The sequence below is a fragment of the Paenibacillus sp. 19GGS1-52 genome (assembly GCF_022369515.1).
Lineage (GTDB): Bacteria > Bacillota > Bacilli > Paenibacillales > Paenibacillaceae > Paenibacillus_AQ.
In genome coordinates this window covers 1,345,577-1,360,804 of the sequence record NZ_CP059724.1, presented here as the reverse complement: position 1 = coordinate 1,360,804, position 15,228 = coordinate 1,345,577, and the positions used below count along the sequence as shown (strand labels likewise).

General features: G+C 45.4%; 18 protein-coding genes, 1 pseudogene and 1 riboswitch. Of the genes and pseudogenes, 7 read left to right on the top strand and 12 right to left on the bottom strand.

All coding sequences use genetic code 11. The features are described from left to right. Nucleotides 1-27: 27 nt before the first annotated feature. On the bottom strand, nt 28-324 hold the full coding sequence (locus H1230_RS06340; RefSeq protein ID WP_239717150.1) for a YuiB family protein: 297 nt from the start codon (nt 322-324) through the stop codon (nt 28-30). Between the two features lie 409 nt (nt 325-733). Here H1230_RS06340 and hemQ point away from each other — a divergent pair, with 409 nt between their 5' ends. Beyond that, nucleotides 734-1,486, top strand: coding sequence for a hydrogen peroxide-dependent heme synthase (hemQ, locus tag H1230_RS06335; protein ID WP_239714692.1), 753 nt, complete (start codon nt 734-736; stop codon nt 1,484-1,486). A 96-nt stretch (nt 1,487-1,582) separates the two neighbouring features. On the opposite strand, the gene H1230_RS06330 is transcribed toward hemQ, so the two are convergent. Together H1230_RS06330 and H1230_RS06325 are read right to left on the bottom strand one after the other, a co-directional pair. Then, a complete protein-coding gene (locus H1230_RS06330; RefSeq protein WP_239714691.1) occupies nt 1,583-1,864 on the bottom strand; it encodes a hypothetical protein in 282 nt (93 codons plus the stop codon). A 1-nt stretch (nt 1,865) separates the two neighbouring features. Continuing rightward, complete coding sequence (locus H1230_RS06325) at nt 1,866-3,059, bottom strand: NAD(P)/FAD-dependent oxidoreductase (RefSeq protein ID WP_239714690.1); 1,194 nt, start codon at nt 3,057-3,059, stop codon at nt 1,866-1,868. Between the two features lie 291 nt (nt 3,060-3,350). Here H1230_RS06325 and H1230_RS06320 point away from each other — a divergent pair, with 291 nt between their 5' ends. Continuing rightward, complete coding sequence (locus H1230_RS06320) at nt 3,351-4,352, top strand: NAD(P)/FAD-dependent oxidoreductase (protein ID WP_275591134.1); 1,002 nt, start codon at nt 3,351-3,353, stop codon at nt 4,350-4,352. A gap of 141 nt (nt 4,353-4,493) precedes the next feature. On the opposite strand, the gene sda is transcribed toward H1230_RS06320, so the two are convergent. Both sda and H1230_RS06310 read right to left on the bottom strand, forming a co-directional pair. Then, on the bottom strand, nt 4,494-4,637 hold the full coding sequence (gene sda, locus H1230_RS06315; protein ID WP_154122027.1) for a sporulation histidine kinase inhibitor Sda: 144 nt from the start codon (nt 4,635-4,637) through the stop codon (nt 4,494-4,496). Between the two features lie 312 nt (nt 4,638-4,949). Further along, a complete protein-coding gene (locus H1230_RS06310; protein WP_239714689.1) occupies nt 4,950-5,612 on the bottom strand; it encodes a YheC/YheD family protein in 663 nt (220 codons plus the stop codon). Between the two features lie 344 nt (nt 5,613-5,956). Between H1230_RS06310 and H1230_RS06305 the strand changes: the two genes are divergently transcribed. Then, on the top strand, nt 5,957-6,166 hold the full coding sequence (locus H1230_RS06305) for a hypothetical protein (RefSeq protein ID WP_239714688.1): 210 nt from the start codon (nt 5,957-5,959) through the stop codon (nt 6,164-6,166). A gap of 106 nt (nt 6,167-6,272) precedes the next feature. On the opposite strand, the gene H1230_RS06300 is transcribed toward H1230_RS06305, so the two are convergent. Further along, entirely contained in the window at nt 6,273-6,632 is a 360-nt protein-coding gene (locus H1230_RS06300) for a HesB/IscA family protein (RefSeq protein WP_239714687.1), read from the bottom strand. Between the two features lie 280 nt (nt 6,633-6,912). Between H1230_RS06300 and mqnE the strand changes: the two genes are divergently transcribed. Both mqnE and H1230_RS06290 read left to right on the top strand, forming a co-directional pair. Then, nucleotides 6,913-8,019, top strand: coding sequence for an aminofutalosine synthase MqnE (gene mqnE, locus H1230_RS06295; protein WP_239714686.1), 1,107 nt, complete (start codon nt 6,913-6,915; stop codon nt 8,017-8,019). A 51-nt stretch (nt 8,020-8,070) separates the two neighbouring features. Next, nucleotides 8,071-9,132 (top strand): NAD(P)/FAD-dependent oxidoreductase, encoded by a 1,062-nt coding sequence (locus tag H1230_RS06290; RefSeq protein ID WP_239714685.1) that lies wholly within the window; start codon nt 8,071-8,073, stop codon nt 9,130-9,132. 10 nt (nt 9,133-9,142) lie between these two features. Here the strand turns inward: H1230_RS06290 and H1230_RS06285 are convergent, their stop codons facing one another. Next, complete coding sequence (locus H1230_RS06285; protein WP_239714684.1) at nt 9,143-9,397, bottom strand: YuzB family protein; 255 nt, start codon at nt 9,395-9,397, stop codon at nt 9,143-9,145. An 81-nt stretch (nt 9,398-9,478) separates the two neighbouring features. Here H1230_RS06285 and H1230_RS06280 point away from each other — a divergent pair, with 81 nt between their 5' ends. Then, nucleotides 9,479-9,727: a NifU family protein gene (locus H1230_RS06280; protein ID WP_154122020.1), complete on the top strand. Its 249-nt coding sequence runs from the start codon at nt 9,479-9,481 to the stop codon at nt 9,725-9,727. Nucleotides 9,728-9,805: 78 nt separating this feature from the next. On the opposite strand, the gene H1230_RS06275 is transcribed toward H1230_RS06280, so the two are convergent. Continuing rightward, nucleotides 9,806-10,015, bottom strand: coding sequence for a hypothetical protein (locus H1230_RS06275; protein ID WP_239714683.1), 210 nt, complete (start codon nt 10,013-10,015; stop codon nt 9,806-9,808). Nucleotides 10,016-10,144: 129 nt separating this feature from the next. Here H1230_RS06275 and H1230_RS31590 point away from each other — a divergent pair. Beyond that, nucleotides 10,145-11,412 (top strand): annotated as a pseudogene (locus H1230_RS31590) (transposase). Between the two features lie 125 nt (nt 11,413-11,537). On the opposite strand, the gene H1230_RS06260 reads toward H1230_RS31590, so the two are convergent. The 4 genes from H1230_RS06260 to H1230_RS06245 all read right to left on the bottom strand — a co-directional run bounded on the left by H1230_RS06260 (nt 11,538) and on the right by H1230_RS06245 (nt 15,217). After that, nucleotides 11,538-12,404: a MetQ/NlpA family ABC transporter substrate-binding protein gene (locus tag H1230_RS06260; RefSeq protein WP_239714681.1), complete on the bottom strand. Its 867-nt coding sequence runs from the start codon at nt 12,402-12,404 to the stop codon at nt 11,538-11,540. A gap of 60 nt (nt 12,405-12,464) precedes the next feature. Beyond that, complete coding sequence (locus tag H1230_RS06255; RefSeq protein ID WP_239714680.1) at nt 12,465-13,133, bottom strand: methionine ABC transporter permease; 669 nt, start codon at nt 13,131-13,133, stop codon at nt 12,465-12,467. Next, nucleotides 13,133-14,149 (bottom strand): methionine ABC transporter ATP-binding protein, encoded by a 1,017-nt coding sequence (locus tag H1230_RS06250; RefSeq protein ID WP_239714679.1) that lies wholly within the window; start codon nt 14,147-14,149, stop codon nt 13,133-13,135. Before H1230_RS06250 ends, H1230_RS06255 begins: the two co-directional genes overlap by 1 nt. 96 nt (nt 14,150-14,245) lie before the next feature. Then, nucleotides 14,246-14,388: riboswitch (SAM riboswitch) on the bottom strand. 118 nt (nt 14,389-14,506) lie between these two features. Then, complete coding sequence (locus tag H1230_RS06245; protein WP_239714678.1) at nt 14,507-15,217, bottom strand: Cthe_2314 family HEPN domain-containing protein; 711 nt, start codon at nt 15,215-15,217, stop codon at nt 14,507-14,509. Nucleotides 15,218-15,228 lie beyond the last annotated feature (11 nt).

Here is a 15,228-nt window from a genome sequence, read left to right as displayed (position 1 = left end):
GAGCCGCCTTAATTCACAACTTATGGATTAAAACATCTTATAGCCGCCAATACGCAACTTCTGGATCGTCCAGCCGCTGAGCAACGCACCGATGAGTCCGGCAATACCTGTCAGATAGTCAACCACGTGGAAGGTAGAGAGATGTTCCCAGAGCGTCATAGCATTTCTGTCCCAGATGGAATAGACCACGACCGGTAAAATAACAATCACAAACAGATAAGCGGGAAACCAGGTAGTCTTCATTAACATGTTAAGGATAAAGCCAATACCGAACATCATCACAAAGAACAACACGGCAAGAACAAATACAGGAATAAATCCCACCTGCTTCTTCACCCCTCTCTATAAAGAACCGCACATCTATCAACAGATATTAGTAAGTTTACTAGAAAAAATGTAACGAAGCAATGAACTTATTACTGTTCGCAGCGCAGACGCTTTGAATTACAGTCTCTTCGTTTGCTCTTGGCAGGTTGCATGCGCTACAATGCAAATAGATCAAATGGATCATACATACAGCGTATACTTTCGAAGCAAGTTTTACGTGTTGTAGAATCTAACGGAGCTTATGCTTCGTAAAACTAAGCATATGCTTTCGAAGCAAGTTTTACGTGTTGTGGAATCTAACGGAGCTTATGCTTCGTAAAACTAAGCATATGCTTTCGAAGCAAGTTTTACGTGTTGTGGAATCTAACGGAGCTTATGCTTCGTAAAACTTTTAAGGAGTGAGATAATGAACGAAGCCGCTTTGACACTGGAAGGCTGGTACGCACTACATGACTTTCGCTCGCTGAACTGGACCGCCTGGACGGCTGCAGATGATGAGGAACGCGCCGTAGCTCTGGAAGAGTTACATGCTTTTATACATGAATGGGACGCTGTTGAAGCCTCTAATACTGGAAGCTCCACAGTTTATGCCATTGTCGGCCAGAAAGCCGATTTCGTGCTGATGCATTTGCGTGAAAGTCTGGAAGAGCTGAATCAACTGGAGACTGCCTTCAATAAAATCGCCTTTGCCCAATATACGACCAAAGCTTATTCCTATGTCAGCATTGTTGAACTAAGCAACTATGCTGCAGGCGGAGGCGACGGAAGTGATCCCATGTTGAATCCACATGTAATCTCGCGCCTGAAGCCTATTTTGCCAAAAGCCAAGCATTTCTGCTTCTATCCCATGAGCAAGAAACGCGATCTCGCCGACAACTGGTATATGCTGGAGATGGATAAACGCCGGGAGCTCATGCATTCGCACGGATTGATTGGGCGCAGCTACGCTGGTAAAGTGAAACAGATCATTACCGGCTCTGTCGGTTTTGATGATTGGGAATGGGGCGTCACCTTATTCGCTGAGGATGCACTTCAATTTAAGAAGCTGATCTACGAAATGCGCTTTGATGAAGTCACCGCCCGCTATGGAGAATTTGGTTCCTTTTATGTTGGTAATCTGCTTACACCAGAGACCTTCGAAGAAATGCTCAAGCTATAATTACACAATATACAATACAAAAAGGGTGCGCCTCCATTGTTTTGCAGAGGCACACCCTTTTGTGTTTCTTCTTGGAAATTTCTGTTTGATCCTGCTTCATACCGACGAAGGACCTTCTTCATCCTCTTCATCCTCGCTATCGTTATCCTCCTGCAGACTTTTCAGATATTCGGCCGTAGCCCGGTCACGTGCGCGACCTTTATCTTTGAGCCGTTCTATTGCCGGAAGAATTAGCAGATCAATTTCCTTCTGGATGATGTAGGCCAAATCGTACTGGCTCTGATCCTCCAGAAAGGAACCCACCTCTATAAGACTGTTATAACGGTCCAACTCTTCACGTGTCAGGAGTCCCCGTACTTGAACGCTGCAATGGCGCATCCTATAGGAATCTACCTTTTTTGAGCACTAGTGGAATGCCCCCGATAATAAGCAGGTAACGCATATCAACTACTTTTTTTAATTGTGCCGCTTTCCAGCCTTTGTATGTCTTGTCTCCTACTACAGCAATACCTTGTCCCTTGCCGAGGGAAGCTACTGTTCCTTTGTTGCTGAAGGCGAATTTCTTCGGCTGCTGGCTGCGTATAGAAGCCACGAGATTATGTGCACAACATTCTCCCTGCTGCATGGCAATTTGAGCAGTCGGCGGATAAGGACGTCCTTCAGGATTAATCATCAGAGAGCCATCGCCAATAATGAAGATGTTCTCATGTCCTGGTGCACGTAGATATTCATCCACCTTCACCCGTCCGCGCATTGCTTCAAAGCCTGCTGCCTCAATCAGATGATTGCCGCGAATACCGCCAGTCCAGACAATGGTGGATGCCTTGATTTCTTCACCGGTTGCGAGGATAACCCCGTTTGGCAAACATTCCTTAATAGCGACGCCAATCTTAAAGGTAACACCTTTCTTCGTAAGGACAGTCATCGCATGCTCGACTAGTTCAGGAGCAAAGCCCGGCAGTGCTGTAGGAGCAGCTTCAATATTATAAATATTAACCATACTTGGATCAACATCATATTCTTTACACAAGCCCGGGATACGATCAGCCAATTCAGCTACAAATTCAATCCCGCTAAACCCGGCGCCGCCAACTACAAAATTGATGTGCTCCTGTGCATTATTCTCATTCTTATACTTGGCGAATTGATACTCAATATGCTCACGAATCAGGCGCACAGAATTGATGCTGCGAATCGTCAGTGCATATTTATCCAGTCCTGGAATACCAAACGTTTCGGGTTCACCGCCCAGAGCGATAACAAGGTAATCATAGGAAAGCGTTCCGTCCTCCAGAATAACCTTCTTTTGCTGAGTTCGAATTTCCTGTACAGATGATTTAACGAGATCAATTTTGAATTCATCAATCAATTTAGAAATAGATACCCGCGTATGCTCAATACTGTCTGTTCCCGCAGCTGGCATATGCAGGTGGGTTGTAAAGTAATGGTACTCATGGCGGTTCACCAGTGTCACATCTGCCTCATTATAATTTAAAGCTTTTTGTAACCTCTGGGCGGTCAAAATACCTCCGTACCCCGCTCCTAGGATTACGATTTTGGGAATACTGCTCATGTTCCGGCTCCTTCCAACAGGCGAATCTGTCTATGTGTTATTTTTTGTGAATCTTTTTGTGAATTTATACACTTAAGTTTGGATGAATTTCCAATTAAACTTAAAGGATTTCTAAAATAATCATATCCATTGTAAACCTTAGTTTCATTTTAATCAAATATAATAATACAAAAAAAAGTCACACTTTTCTGGAACTTCAAAGCCTTTGCAGGTCACCGATACTATGTTTATAATGAGAAGGTAACACAAGTATGGCAAATTGAAACTATCAACTCGGAGGTGTAATATCCTGTGACACTAGAGCAACCCGGCGTTCCTATTAGCGACCTATTAATCATAGGCGGCGGTCCGACCGGCATGTTTACCGCATTTTACGGTGGAATGCGCCAGGCATCGGTAACACTTATTGAAAGTATGCCCCAACTGGGCGGACAGCTTGCCGCGCTTTATCCCGAAAAATATATTTACGATGTGGCAGGTTTCCCAAAAATAACCGCTCAAGAGCTGGTTGACAATCTTTCCCGTCAAATGGAACTGTTCAAGTCGGATATCCGCTTGGATGAGAAAGTCGTTTCCGTCCAAAAACGGGACGAGCGTCATTTTGTCGTTACAACCGATAAAGCGGAATATCACAGCAAGGCAATCATCATCACCGCTGGTGTAGGCGCCTTTGAACCCCGGCGTTTGGAGCTGCCGGAAGCAAAGCACTTTGAGAAAGCCAATCTGCATTATTTCATAAACGATTTAAATGCCTTTAAAGATAAAAAAGTACTGATTAGCGGCGGCGGAGATTCCGCAGTTGACTGGGCGTTGATGCTCGAACCGATTGCTGAGCAAGTAACGCTAATTCATCGCCGGGATAAATTCCGCGCACATGAGCATAGTGTAGAGAACTTGATGGCCTCTAAGGTCAATGTAATCACACCTTCAGAGATTACCGAGTTGCATGGTGAGGAATTCATTACCAAAGTTACCTTGTCGCATATCAAGACCAAGGAAACCCAGGAGATCGAAGTAGATAGCGTTATCATCAATTTTGGTTTCGTGTCTTCACTAGGTCCGATTGCTGAATGGGGCATGGAGATTGATATCAATTCCATTGTGGTTGATTCCCGGATGGAATCGAGTATTCCTGGAATATTTGCAGCTGGTGATATCACTACCTACCCTGGTAAACTAAAGCTGATTGCTGTAGGATTTGGAGAAGCTCCAACTGCAGTGAATAACGCCAAAGTCTACATCGATCCTGAAGCGAAGCTGTCCCCAGGACACAGCAGTAACCTCAAGCTCTAAGTCTCCTGATGTATTACCACAATATAGAAAAATAAAAGGGTATCCAAACAGGCTGATTTATCGTCAACCTATACGGATACCCTATTTGGTGTAGCTCGCGGTTTAATTTATGTAGCTTGCTGCAAAGTTTTACTTTGAGCCTTAATGCAGGACCGCATGTAATGGAGAGTGTAAGTTTCGTTTGCGAATTTCCACAAGTAAAAGAGCAATGAAATCATGCTCTAGTTGCAGCTCTATTGCTCTTTGGTATGAATCAAGCAGCATCTCATCAGACAATTCAACCATAACGTCCACCTACCTTTCCTTTTTCCGGATCTGAATCTATCATAGCAAACTATCATTTTTCGAACAAGTGTTCTCTGTATCCACAAGTGCATGTGGAGATCCTGTGTATAAGATGTGCGTAAGGGATACGCAGGCTATAACCACGCAGTGGAAATTGGGGATAATAGTTATACACAGGATAATACCACCTAATATTTAGCAAAAAAATTTTGCATTTTGTCATATTCTCAGGAATTTATTACCATTAAGGAGCACACTAAACGCTATTTTAGCCTACTACTCTATTATCGTCAATTCTTAAAAATTGTTTAATTATTGAGGTCTTGTATTCACTTCCAAAATCCATATCTTTCCTGAATGATCTACTGCATAATCAAAGCCCAGTTCTCCTATTCCCGGAAAATGTCGCTCCAGCAGTTCTATGCATACATGAGTAAGTCGCCGCATCTCCGCTTGCTTAGCTGACGATTTGATCCTGGGCAATGATTTCCCAAGACCCTTACGGCAACTGAGCATGGTGCCACCTTTACATAAGTTAGTAACAAACAGACCCGGCCGGGCAAGCCTTCCGACCATGGAACGAAACTCCCAAACCTCTCCATTCTTAACAACTTTGACGCGGTAATCGATCGGACGCCCTGCAATACGTGCTAAGGAAATACCCTGCTGGATTAAATATTTACGTCTTACTTTGACCCTATCCAGAGCATGTCTCATCGACCCGAAATCAGCATACACACGGGTTCTGTCCATATACGTAAAGCCATAACCGCGCTGATTTCGGAATACCTTAATGACGCCATAACCCCCACCGCCTACTATGGGTTTAATCACGACGTTCCCATATCTCCCCAGCATCGCCAGCAATCCTGCAGCACTATATTCCCTCGTTCTCGGAATGTAACCGGCAACCCGTGCATCGCTAAGCAGCGCTTCGGTTTTCAGCCACTTGCTGGCCAGTTGTCTTCCTGCCATCGTCCTCCCTCTCCTTTCGCTTTCGCAACCTACCTTATAGATTACTCAGCAGAGGTCCCGCCCTCTTGTATGATTGTCCGTGTAAGAAGGCGCTCACAGCAAAAAAGGGCCTTTCACTCGGCGCCAAAATCCGACGAATCCGATTCATCGACAGCAGTTGCAGCATAATAAACAGCTAGAGCAGAATTTGCTGATTCTTCTACTGGGGGAATTCGACAGTTGCTGAGAATAGATAAAAAGGAATTTATCACATTATTGTAGAATAATTATCAAAATCATTGTATATTACCTTTGTCACTGCTACTTTTATATTCCGTACTATATCCAGCTGGGGAGGGATCACATTGGCACAATTTTTCGAGGTATTGTATTGGGTGGCCATGGTGGGCATGTCTGTTGTATTAGCGGGAACCACTATACTTGTCTGTGCCCTTGGCTTCAAGTTCATTAAGGATCGCCGCAGGGTGCTGGGTACAGGCTGTATCGCCTTCTCCCTTGGAGCTGCAGCTTTGATCGTGTTCATGATTAACTATAAGTTTATTATTCCGGCTTAACTGTATGCGGTTACAAATCGAATCATTCAACATAAAAAAACTCCCGAACAGTGTATAGGTTCATACACCTTCGGGAGAGAATTTGTAAATTTAAAGCATCAATTGTTTAACAAGGCTCCTCATTCGGCTTGCCCGCAGCCGTAGCCGTTCTGAAGCTTGAACCACAGCCGCATGTTGCAGACGCGTTCGGATTGTTTATGGTGAAGCCGCCAGTCATGCCGGATTCCTCGAAGTCGATTTCAAGACCATCAAGGTATTGAATATTCTCTTTCTCCACTACAACCTTCAAGCCTTCAACGTCCATGTAGACGTCCTGATCGCTTTCATTATCATCGAAGCCCATGGCATACGAGAACCCACTACAGCCACCAGGCGTCACTCCAAGGCGGAGGAACATGTTCGGCACTTCTTGTTCAGCCAGCATCGTCTTCAGTTGTCCTGCCGCTGTTTCGCTGATATTAATCATGATCATAACCTCCTAAAAGTGTGTTGACTATCTATTGTCCTCCATTGGTAGTCAGGGGACTAGTTTAATTTTGCATCAATGTTATTTCTATAGATAAAATTAAGTATACTCCACTATCTCTTCTCCCTCAAGTTATACCTACTCCCTTATGGGTCATTTATTCCTGAATACACGATTGATCTCAAGCGGTTGCTCCCCCTCTGAGAGAGGTTTATAATAGGAAAGCACAGGCAATAAAAATTCGGAATTTTGTCACTTAATACATTCAGGAGGAAATTATATGTCTACTCTTATCACACCACACACGGATGCCCGCATGGCGAACATTATTGAAAAGGTTCGCGGCGGTGAAAGATTAAACTTGGAAGATGGCGTTTATTTATATGAAAGCAATGATCTGCTTACGGTTGGCCAGTTAGCAAACGAGGTCAATCTGCGAAAGAACGGGAATAAGGTATATTTTATCGAAAACATGAGTCTATATTTCACCAATGTCTGCGAATCCTATTGCGCATTCTGCAATTTCCGCAAAGATGACGGTGAAGAAGGCGCATATACACTATCTGGTCAGGAAATGGTGAAATACGTCGAACAACATATTCATCCGGGAGTACGCGAGTTCCACATCGTGGGTGGACATAATGATAAGGTACCCTTTCAGTACTACGTTGATTCTTTAAAAGCTCTGAATGAACGTTTTCCTGAGGTTACTTTAAAGGCATATACAGCGGCTGAAATTGACTTTTTCACCCGGATTAGCGGACTGAGCATTACCGAAGTGCTGGAACAGCTGCGTGCAGCAGGGCTCAAGACACTTACCGGCGGCGGTGCAGAAATTTTGTCCGACCAATATCGCAAAAAAATGCGTGTAGATAAAGCAAATGTCGAAGAATATCTTGAGGTCCACCGGACCGCACATAAGCTTGGTATGAAGACCCATACAACGATGTTATATGGCTCTATTGAGTCGCGCGAAGACCGCATTAAACATATGTTGCAAATTCGCGACCTGCAGGACGAAACCAATGGTTTCATGGTATTCATTCCCTTATCGATGCAACCGAAGAATAAGAATGCAGGGATTATGCGCCGTAACTCCGCGTATGAGGATCTTAAGACGATTGCTGTCAGCCGACTAATGCTGGATAATTTCGATCATATTAAAGCTTACTTCATTAATATCGGCGCTCAGCTAACCCAAGTTGCGCTCAGCTTTGGAGCCTCTGATGTGCATGGTACGATTCTGAAAGAACGCATTAGCCACGCTGCAGGAGCATTGACACCGGAAGGTCTGACCCGGGACGAGCTAATCTGGCTGGTAAAAGGTGCAGGGCGGATTCCCGTTGAACGTGATACGTTCTACAACGAGATTAAGGTTTACGAATAATAAGCGTCAGGAAATCCGTTAAGTCCATATTTGAAAGGAAGATCGGGAAGCATGAGAACACTATTAGTCCTGGGCGGCGGTTATGGCGGCCTAGCCCTTATACAAAAATTACTCGATAACCATCTCCCCCATGATGTGGAAATTATTTTGATCGACCGGATGCCTTATCAGGGAATTAAGACGGAATATTATGCACTTGCCGCCGGTACTGTTACCGATTATCATCTGCGTATTCAATTTCCAGTGCATCCCCGCCTAAGTGTACGTTATGGCGAGGTAGGCTCTATTGAACTGGAGAACAAACTTGTATTTATGGACAGCGGTGAGCCGATTTCCTATGATATTCTGGCGATTGCCCTAGGCTCTACGGATAATTACCATAACATTCCTGGGGCAGAGCAATATACCTGCGGTATCCAGACCTTCTCAGATACCCGGGAAACTTATCGTCGTCTCAATGATGTGAAGCCTTATGGGACTGTCAATATCGTGGGAGGCGGCTTAAGTGGGGTGGAGTTAGCGGCAGAGTTGCGTGAAAGCCGACCTGATCTAAACATCTCCATTCTTGATCGTGGAGAACGTGTACTATCTACTTTTCCGGCCAAGCTGTCCCAATTTGTAGAGGAATGGTTCAGTGAACATCAGGTGGAGACATTAGGGCGTATCGCTGTGTCCCATGTGGAGAAGGATGCCATCTATAATGGAATGCAGGCTATCCCGTCTGACGTAACGGTATGGACCGGGGGGATTCAACCGGTAAAGGTTGTTCAGGATTTGAATCTGCCAAAGGATCGCGGAGGACGAATCATTCTGGGAGAATTCTATCATGTCCCTGATTACCCAGAGGTATATGTGATTGGGGATTGCGCCAGTCTGCCATTCGCACCCAGTGCACAGGCGGCAGGAGCCCAAGGGGAGCAAGTCGCTCATATTATACAAGCCCTATGGCGGAATGAGACACCCAAGCTCCAAGCCATCCGCTTAAAAGGAACTCTAGGTTCCCTAGGCAAAAATACAGGTTTTGGACTTATGGGACATCGTTCCGTCATGGGGCGGGTACCGCGTCTCTTGAAGAGCGGTGTGCTCTGGATGTCTAAACGCCACTTCGGTTAGGGCTAAGCCCTTAATCGATCTCCAGATTATCCCATGCTTCCAGCTCTTTAATCTTGTTGTCGATGGCAGCTTCTAGTTCTATTGGAGAATCGGCTTCAATAATCTCTCCGTTCACCATAGCGAATGGGGACAAGTAACATTGTCCGCAATTGTTCAGGCAGCCGTATTCCATAACATCATATTCGAGGTTCTGCTCCAGTTTATTCATTAGCTGTTCTGTGCCATGTCCGAGGTTACTGGCACAAAATTCAATAATTGGTCTCATGATGATCTCCTTTTCTGTGCTAACCATTTTATTTTTGAAGGAATTGTACTATAATAAACATACGAAAGGAGTGATTGAGAAATGAGTGAGAATGTACAAAGCCCTACCATGTATGATGAAGTGCTGGAAGTACTCGATAAACTTCGTCCGTTCCTGCAACGCGATGGCGGCGACGTGGAACTGATTGATGTTGAAGACGGCATCGTTAAACTGAAACTCATGGGTGCTTGTGGCAGCTGCCCTAGCTCCACGATCACCTTGAAAGCCGGGATCGAACGCGCTCTTCTTGAAGAAGTAGAAGGCGTCGAAGAAGTTATTCAAGTATTCTAATCCCGTTCTATAATTATCCCGGTTCTTCTGCTTGCAGAGGAACCGGGGTTTTTTCATTATAGAGGATTTGTCCTCCTCCTACAACATACGCAATACAAAGGGCTGTCCCATAAGCCATGAAATGGCTGCTTGGGACAGCTCTTTTTTTGGAGTCAGATAGACGGTTGCGCTTGTGAGGACGCTTCGCGAACGGACCGTTGTTCCAATCGCTGTGGTCTCCAGATTTTTTTCATTCCCCTTAGCGGTGAAAATCCGGAGACAAAGGCGAACGCTATCGCTTTTCCACAATCGTTCCGTCCTCTCCGCTGTTTAAGCGGGAATCGTATCTACAATCCTTCTAAAAATCATAAAAAAAGAAACCTTTCTTTGGTAAAATGGAAGTGCGACCAACCATTTTAAATCAAGGAGAGGTTTCTTTTGTACATTCAATATACCATGGACCCATTTTGCTTGCCAATGGATCTGGAAGAAGATATTCCAGAAAACCACCTCGTTCGTGTCGTTAACGAAGCCGTCCATCGGCTGGACGACGCCATCTTTGACGCTGCCTATCCCGGCGGTGGCCGCGACAGCTACCACCCCAAAATGCTCACCAAAATCATCATTTACGCCTATACTCAGCGAATCTACTCCTCTCGACAAATCGCCAGCGGTACGCGAAAACATTCCCTTCGAGAAGAACACGAGTGCCTCGGTAGAGACCTCCCTGAACTCGGGGAGTCTTCCAAACTGAGCAGCGAGAAACTCGAACAAGTAACACAGAAGCTTAAAGCCCAGTTATTGGAGAAACCCAAAAACAAGCCCCTGAAGAAAGTCGTTCGGAAGCTTCGCAAGGATTTGCTGCCCAGGCTGTTGAAGTACGAACAGTACCAAGTGCTGCTCGGTGACCGGAACAGCTTCAGCAAGGCAGACCCGGAGGCAACGTTTATGCGGATGAAGGAAGATCACATGCGAAACGGTCAGTTCAAACCGGGATACAATGTACAGATCCGAACCGAAAACCAGTTTATTTTAACCTACAGTCTACATCCGAGACCTACTGATACCCGTTGTTTACAGCCGCATATGGAAAAAGCAAGGCAGATCTTGGGGAAACTCCCGCAGACGGTGATTGCGGATGCAGGCTACGGGAGTGAAAAAACTACGCCTATCTGGAAAAGAAAGAGATTCAAGCGATAGTGAAATACGGCAGCTATCACAAAGAATAGAGTAAAGCTTGGAAAGAGAATGTCGAAAAGATTGAGAACTGGACGTACACTGAAACCGAGGATACATGGACGTGCCCAGCCGGACAAACGCTGCATTTCCGCAAAGAAAGCAAGGAAATTGTAGAGAGTGGATATGAAATTCGAAAACGTCATTACCGCAGCGAAAGTTGCCCATTGAGGGAAGGTTGTACAAAAGCGGCAGGAAATCGGGAAGTGGTCATTAGTTTGGAACGACTGCGATACCAGAAACAGGCTCGAGAAATTCTACGGAGTGAGGAAGGTTACGCCTTGGCCGTGCGAAGAATGACGGAACCGGAGAGTGTGTTTGGACAACTGATGAACAACAAGGGCTTCCGGCGATTTCTGCTTCGTGGCATGGAGAAAGTGACGCTTGAGATCGGGTGGCTTTCGCTTGCTCACAATCTGCTGGAGCAAGCAACCAATGACCAAAAACGAAAAGCAGCGATTCCCCATTAACGGGTGAATCGCTGCTTTGCTGTTTTTTATGGTTTTAAGAATGAAGAGAACTATCTCCCGTCATAGAAAATCTATTTATGGGACAGCCCTTTGTTCTGTAAGCTGACAAGCAGTGGTCCTTCACCTTAAAATGCAGGAATGATGGAACCTTGGTATTTCTCTTCAATGAAAGCTTTAGCCTCCGGAGAATTCAGCGCAGCCGCCAGCTTCTGGATCGCATCGGAATCTTTGTTGTCCGGGCGTGCTACCAGAATGTTAGCATAAGGGGAATCCGTTCCTTCGATGAACAAAGCATCTTTGGTTGGAACAAGACCCGCTTCAAGTGCGTAGTTAGTGTTGATCAGAGCGAGGTCAACTTCATCCAGTTGGCGAGGCAGCATAGCTGCATCCAGCTCGATAATATCAAGGTTTTTCTTGTTTTCTGTAATATCTGCTTTGGTGGAGGTAATATTCGTATCATCCTTCAGCTTAATCAGGCCATTTTTGGCCAACAGGATCAATGCACGTCCACCGTTAGTAGCATCATTCGGAATAGCAACCTTTGCGCCGTCAGCAAGCTCGGCGATATCTTTGATTTTTTTGGAATAGGCACCGAAGGGTTCAACGTGAACTGCAGTAACAGCTACCAGGTCCGTGCCGTTATCTTTATTCTGTTGATCCAGGTAAGGCTGGTGTTGGAAAAAGTTGGCATCCAGCTGCTTCTCAGCAAGTTGTACGTTGGGTTGAATATAGTCAGTGAATTCTTTGATTTCAAGTTTAATGCCCTGTGCTTCAAGCAGTGGAGCAATAGCCTTCAATATTTCTGCATGCGGTACAGGCGAAGCGCCGATTACCAGTGTTATTGGTTCTGCCGCCGGTTCAGTTGTGGCCTCTGCTGCTGGTGCATTTGTTGCAGCTGAGTTAGCTGCATTATTGGTTGTATTATTGTTGCCGCAAGCCGCAAGCACCAACACCAGTGTCAGGCTAAAAAAGGTTAATAATACTTTCTTCATTTGTAAATCCCCCTCAGTTCAGTATGATTTTGTATGAATAAGGTTCTATATGGATGTACCTTATTTCCGGGTAAAATGTTTTACGAGCCGATCACCGGCCATTTGCAATAACTGTACTAGCAATACCATCAGGGCTACAGAGATAATCATAACTTCCTTCTGATAGCGATAATACCCATAACGGATCGCAAGATCGCCCAGTCCGCCGCCGCCCACCATACCAGACATAGCTGTATAGGAGACTAAAGTTACTAATGTGATTGTCGCTGCTGCAAACAGACCTGGACGAGCCTCCGGCAGCAGCACGCGTGTTACGATCTGACTTGTCGATGCCCCCATACCTTGAGCTGCCTCAATCACACCACGATCAACTTCGCGCAGTGCCGTCTCTACAAGACGGGCTAAGAAAGGCGAAGCACCAATCACCAGTGCAGGAATCGTACCCAGTACACCAATGGATGTTCCTACGATCGACTTGCTAAAGGGAATTAGGGCCACCATCAGAATGATAAACGGTACTGATCGGAGAATGTTCACTACAAAAGATAATACCGAGTAAATCGCTCTGATAACTGAACTATTTGATCTGCCCCATAAATATAACACAATTCCAAGTGGTAAACCAAGAATAATTGTGAACAATCCGGAATAAGCTAACATTTTTATTGTTGCAAGCGTTGCATCCAGCATTTCTTGCCAATTCAGATCTGCAAAGTTTAAGCTGCCCATTAAGAAATCACCTCCACATCAAGACCTTGGGCTGTTAATTCTGCTATCGTTATCTCGATGGCTGCAGCAGGTCCCTCGAATCGCACAATCAGCTGACCATAGGGTACATCTTTGAGTGTCGAGATGGTTCCTTGCAGAATCGCAAAGTTAACCCCTGTCTCACGAGCTACCTGTGAAAGGGTAGAGTCATATGTTTTTTGCCCGAGGAAGGTAATCTTGACGGCTTGGGAATACTCCCCTGGCTTGGCGTCAATGGCTGCCCGCAGCGGCCCGTCATTTTGCGTTTCACTACGAATAAAATCACGTGTGATCTCATGCTTCGGCTTCAGGAATACCTCTGTGACTTCGCCCTGTTCAACAATTCCACCACCATGAATAACAGCTACCCGATCACAAATACTCTGAATGACGTGCATTTCGTGCGTAATCAGTACAATTGTCAGATGGAACCTCTTATTGATGTCGAGCAGCAGTCGCAAAATGGAATCTGTCGTCTGTGGGTCAAGCGCTGAGGTAGCTTCATCACAGAGTAGTACATCCGGATCACTGGCTAACGCCCGGGCTACGCCTACCCGCTGTTTTTGCCCACCCGATAATTGAGCAGGATACTTATTACTATGTTCTTCAAGCCCTACCAAGGCTAGCAGCTCCTTAACCTTAAGATCAATATCTGCCCTTGCAGATCCGGTAAGCCGCAGTGGAAAGGCAATATTATCATAAACGGTCGCTGAAGACAGCAGATTAAAGTGTTGAAAGATCATCCCAATCTTACGCCGCTGCTCCTGCAGCTGTCCGCGGTTAAGCTTGGTTAATTCCACGCCATCAACCCAGATTTCTCCTTCCGTTGGTCGCTCCAGCAGATTGATGCAGCGGATCAATGTGCTTTTTCCTGCGCCGGAATGTCCGATTACTCCGAATATTTCACCTTTTTGGATGGACAGGTTCAGTCCGGAAAGTGCCGTGGCAGCCTTATCACCTTTTCCATATACCTTTGTTAGACCTCTGATCTCTATCAATCTGTCACCCTCCTAAAAGTTTGTAGCTGCATAGAAAAAGACCTCGTACGATCGGATGCAGATCGCAAGAGGCCCTGTGCGTGTATAGACAATGCCTTCTCATCTGCCAATGACCGCAAAAGTAGCGGCTATTGTAGGAATTAGCACCATGACATTTATATAGAGCCGAGTAAACAGACTGAATATAAATCGGTTGCCGGGCTTCATCGGGCCTATCCCTCCGCCGCTCTCGATAAGATATAGATATGAAATTGATGTCATCGAATGTGAAGTTACAATGCAACCATAAGTATAGTAAGTTTAAGGATTTTTGTCAAAGAGAACTTCCTGTGAGTAACAGGGTCTTGATCTCAGACTTTACCGATTCTTATGCCATTGCTCATTGCTGTACCTGAAAGCCACACTTAAGGATTTACAGACCATCTCCAGCCCTTGCCGCAAATCCTCAAGATGGCTATCCAGATCCTCAAGGTGTATTTTGTCATGTAATCCTTGGTGCCGTTGCCACAGATCATCCTGCATTTCGGCATTCATATAATGAATTTCCGCATTTCGGCGCTTGCGCAGGTTCTCCAGCGGTTCCCGATAATTATTCTTAATATTCTCGAGCTGATCGGCAAGTACAGAGTGCTCTTTCAGCGAATGAAATTGCCGCAGCACCGTAAAATAGGAGAAATGTGCTTTAACTTTAGAGGTATTAAGGTCATACAGACTATTCAGCACCGTTCCGAACTTGTCCAGCAGAGAGAATACACGGATAAACCCATTTTTATAAAAATAAACATACCGCGCATATTCGCCCTGCTCCATAGTCGACATATCGTCCATATATCCCGCAATTACTAATTTTCGATAAAAAGCCGCTGCGAACCAGCTTTGCTCCAGTTCATCCAGAGAAGAGATCAGCCCTCGTGTCCAAACCTCCAGCTTGCGGAATTCATGGTCACGATCCTCATGCATGCTCATTTCCTTACGCAATAGTGCCGCAATTTTGGCCATGTTGTCCATAGCTTCAGCAAGCACACCACTGTTCTTGCGGGGCGGCTCCCCGAGTAATATTCGCAGCATAGCCCATCCTC

Excerpts from the sequence above, each read along its gene's own strand:
- hemQ (WP_239714692.1), top strand. The coding sequence starts at position 734 with ATGAACGAAGCCGCTTTGACACTGGAAGGCTGGTACGCACTACATGAC.
- H1230_RS06330 (WP_239714691.1), bottom strand. The coding sequence starts at position 1,864 with ATGCGCCATTGCAGCGTTCAAGTACGGGGACTCCTGACACGTGAAGAG.
- H1230_RS06325 (WP_239714690.1), bottom strand. The coding sequence starts at position 3,059 with ATGAGCAGTATTCCCAAAATCGTAATCCTAGGAGCGGGGTACGGAGGT.
- sda (WP_154122027.1), bottom strand. The coding sequence starts at position 4,637 with ATGGTTGAATTGTCTGATGAGATGCTGCTTGATTCATACCAAAGAGCA.
- H1230_RS06310 (WP_239714689.1), bottom strand. The coding sequence starts at position 5,612 with ATGGCAGGAAGACAACTGGCCAGCAAGTGGCTGAAAACCGAAGCGCTG.
- H1230_RS06300 (WP_239714687.1), bottom strand. The coding sequence starts at position 6,632 with ATGATTAATATCAGCGAAACAGCGGCAGGACAACTGAAGACGATGCTG.
- mqnE (WP_239714686.1), top strand. The coding sequence starts at position 6,913 with ATGTCTACTCTTATCACACCACACACGGATGCCCGCATGGCGAACATT.
- H1230_RS06290 (WP_239714685.1), top strand. The coding sequence starts at position 8,071 with ATGAGAACACTATTAGTCCTGGGCGGCGGTTATGGCGGCCTAGCCCTT.
- H1230_RS06285 (WP_239714684.1), bottom strand. The coding sequence starts at position 9,397 with ATGAGACCAATTATTGAATTTTGTGCCAGTAACCTCGGACATGGCACA.
- H1230_RS06280 (WP_154122020.1), top strand. The coding sequence starts at position 9,479 with ATGAGTGAGAATGTACAAAGCCCTACCATGTATGATGAAGTGCTGGAA.
- H1230_RS06260 (WP_239714681.1), bottom strand. The coding sequence starts at position 12,404 with ATGAAGAAAGTATTATTAACCTTTTTTAGCCTGACACTGGTGTTGGTG.
- H1230_RS06255 (WP_239714680.1), bottom strand. The coding sequence starts at position 13,133 with ATGGGCAGCTTAAACTTTGCAGATCTGAATTGGCAAGAAATGCTGGAT.
- H1230_RS06245 (WP_239714678.1), bottom strand. The coding sequence starts at position 15,217 with ATGCTGCGAATATTACTCGGGGAGCCGCCCCGCAAGAACAGTGGTGTG.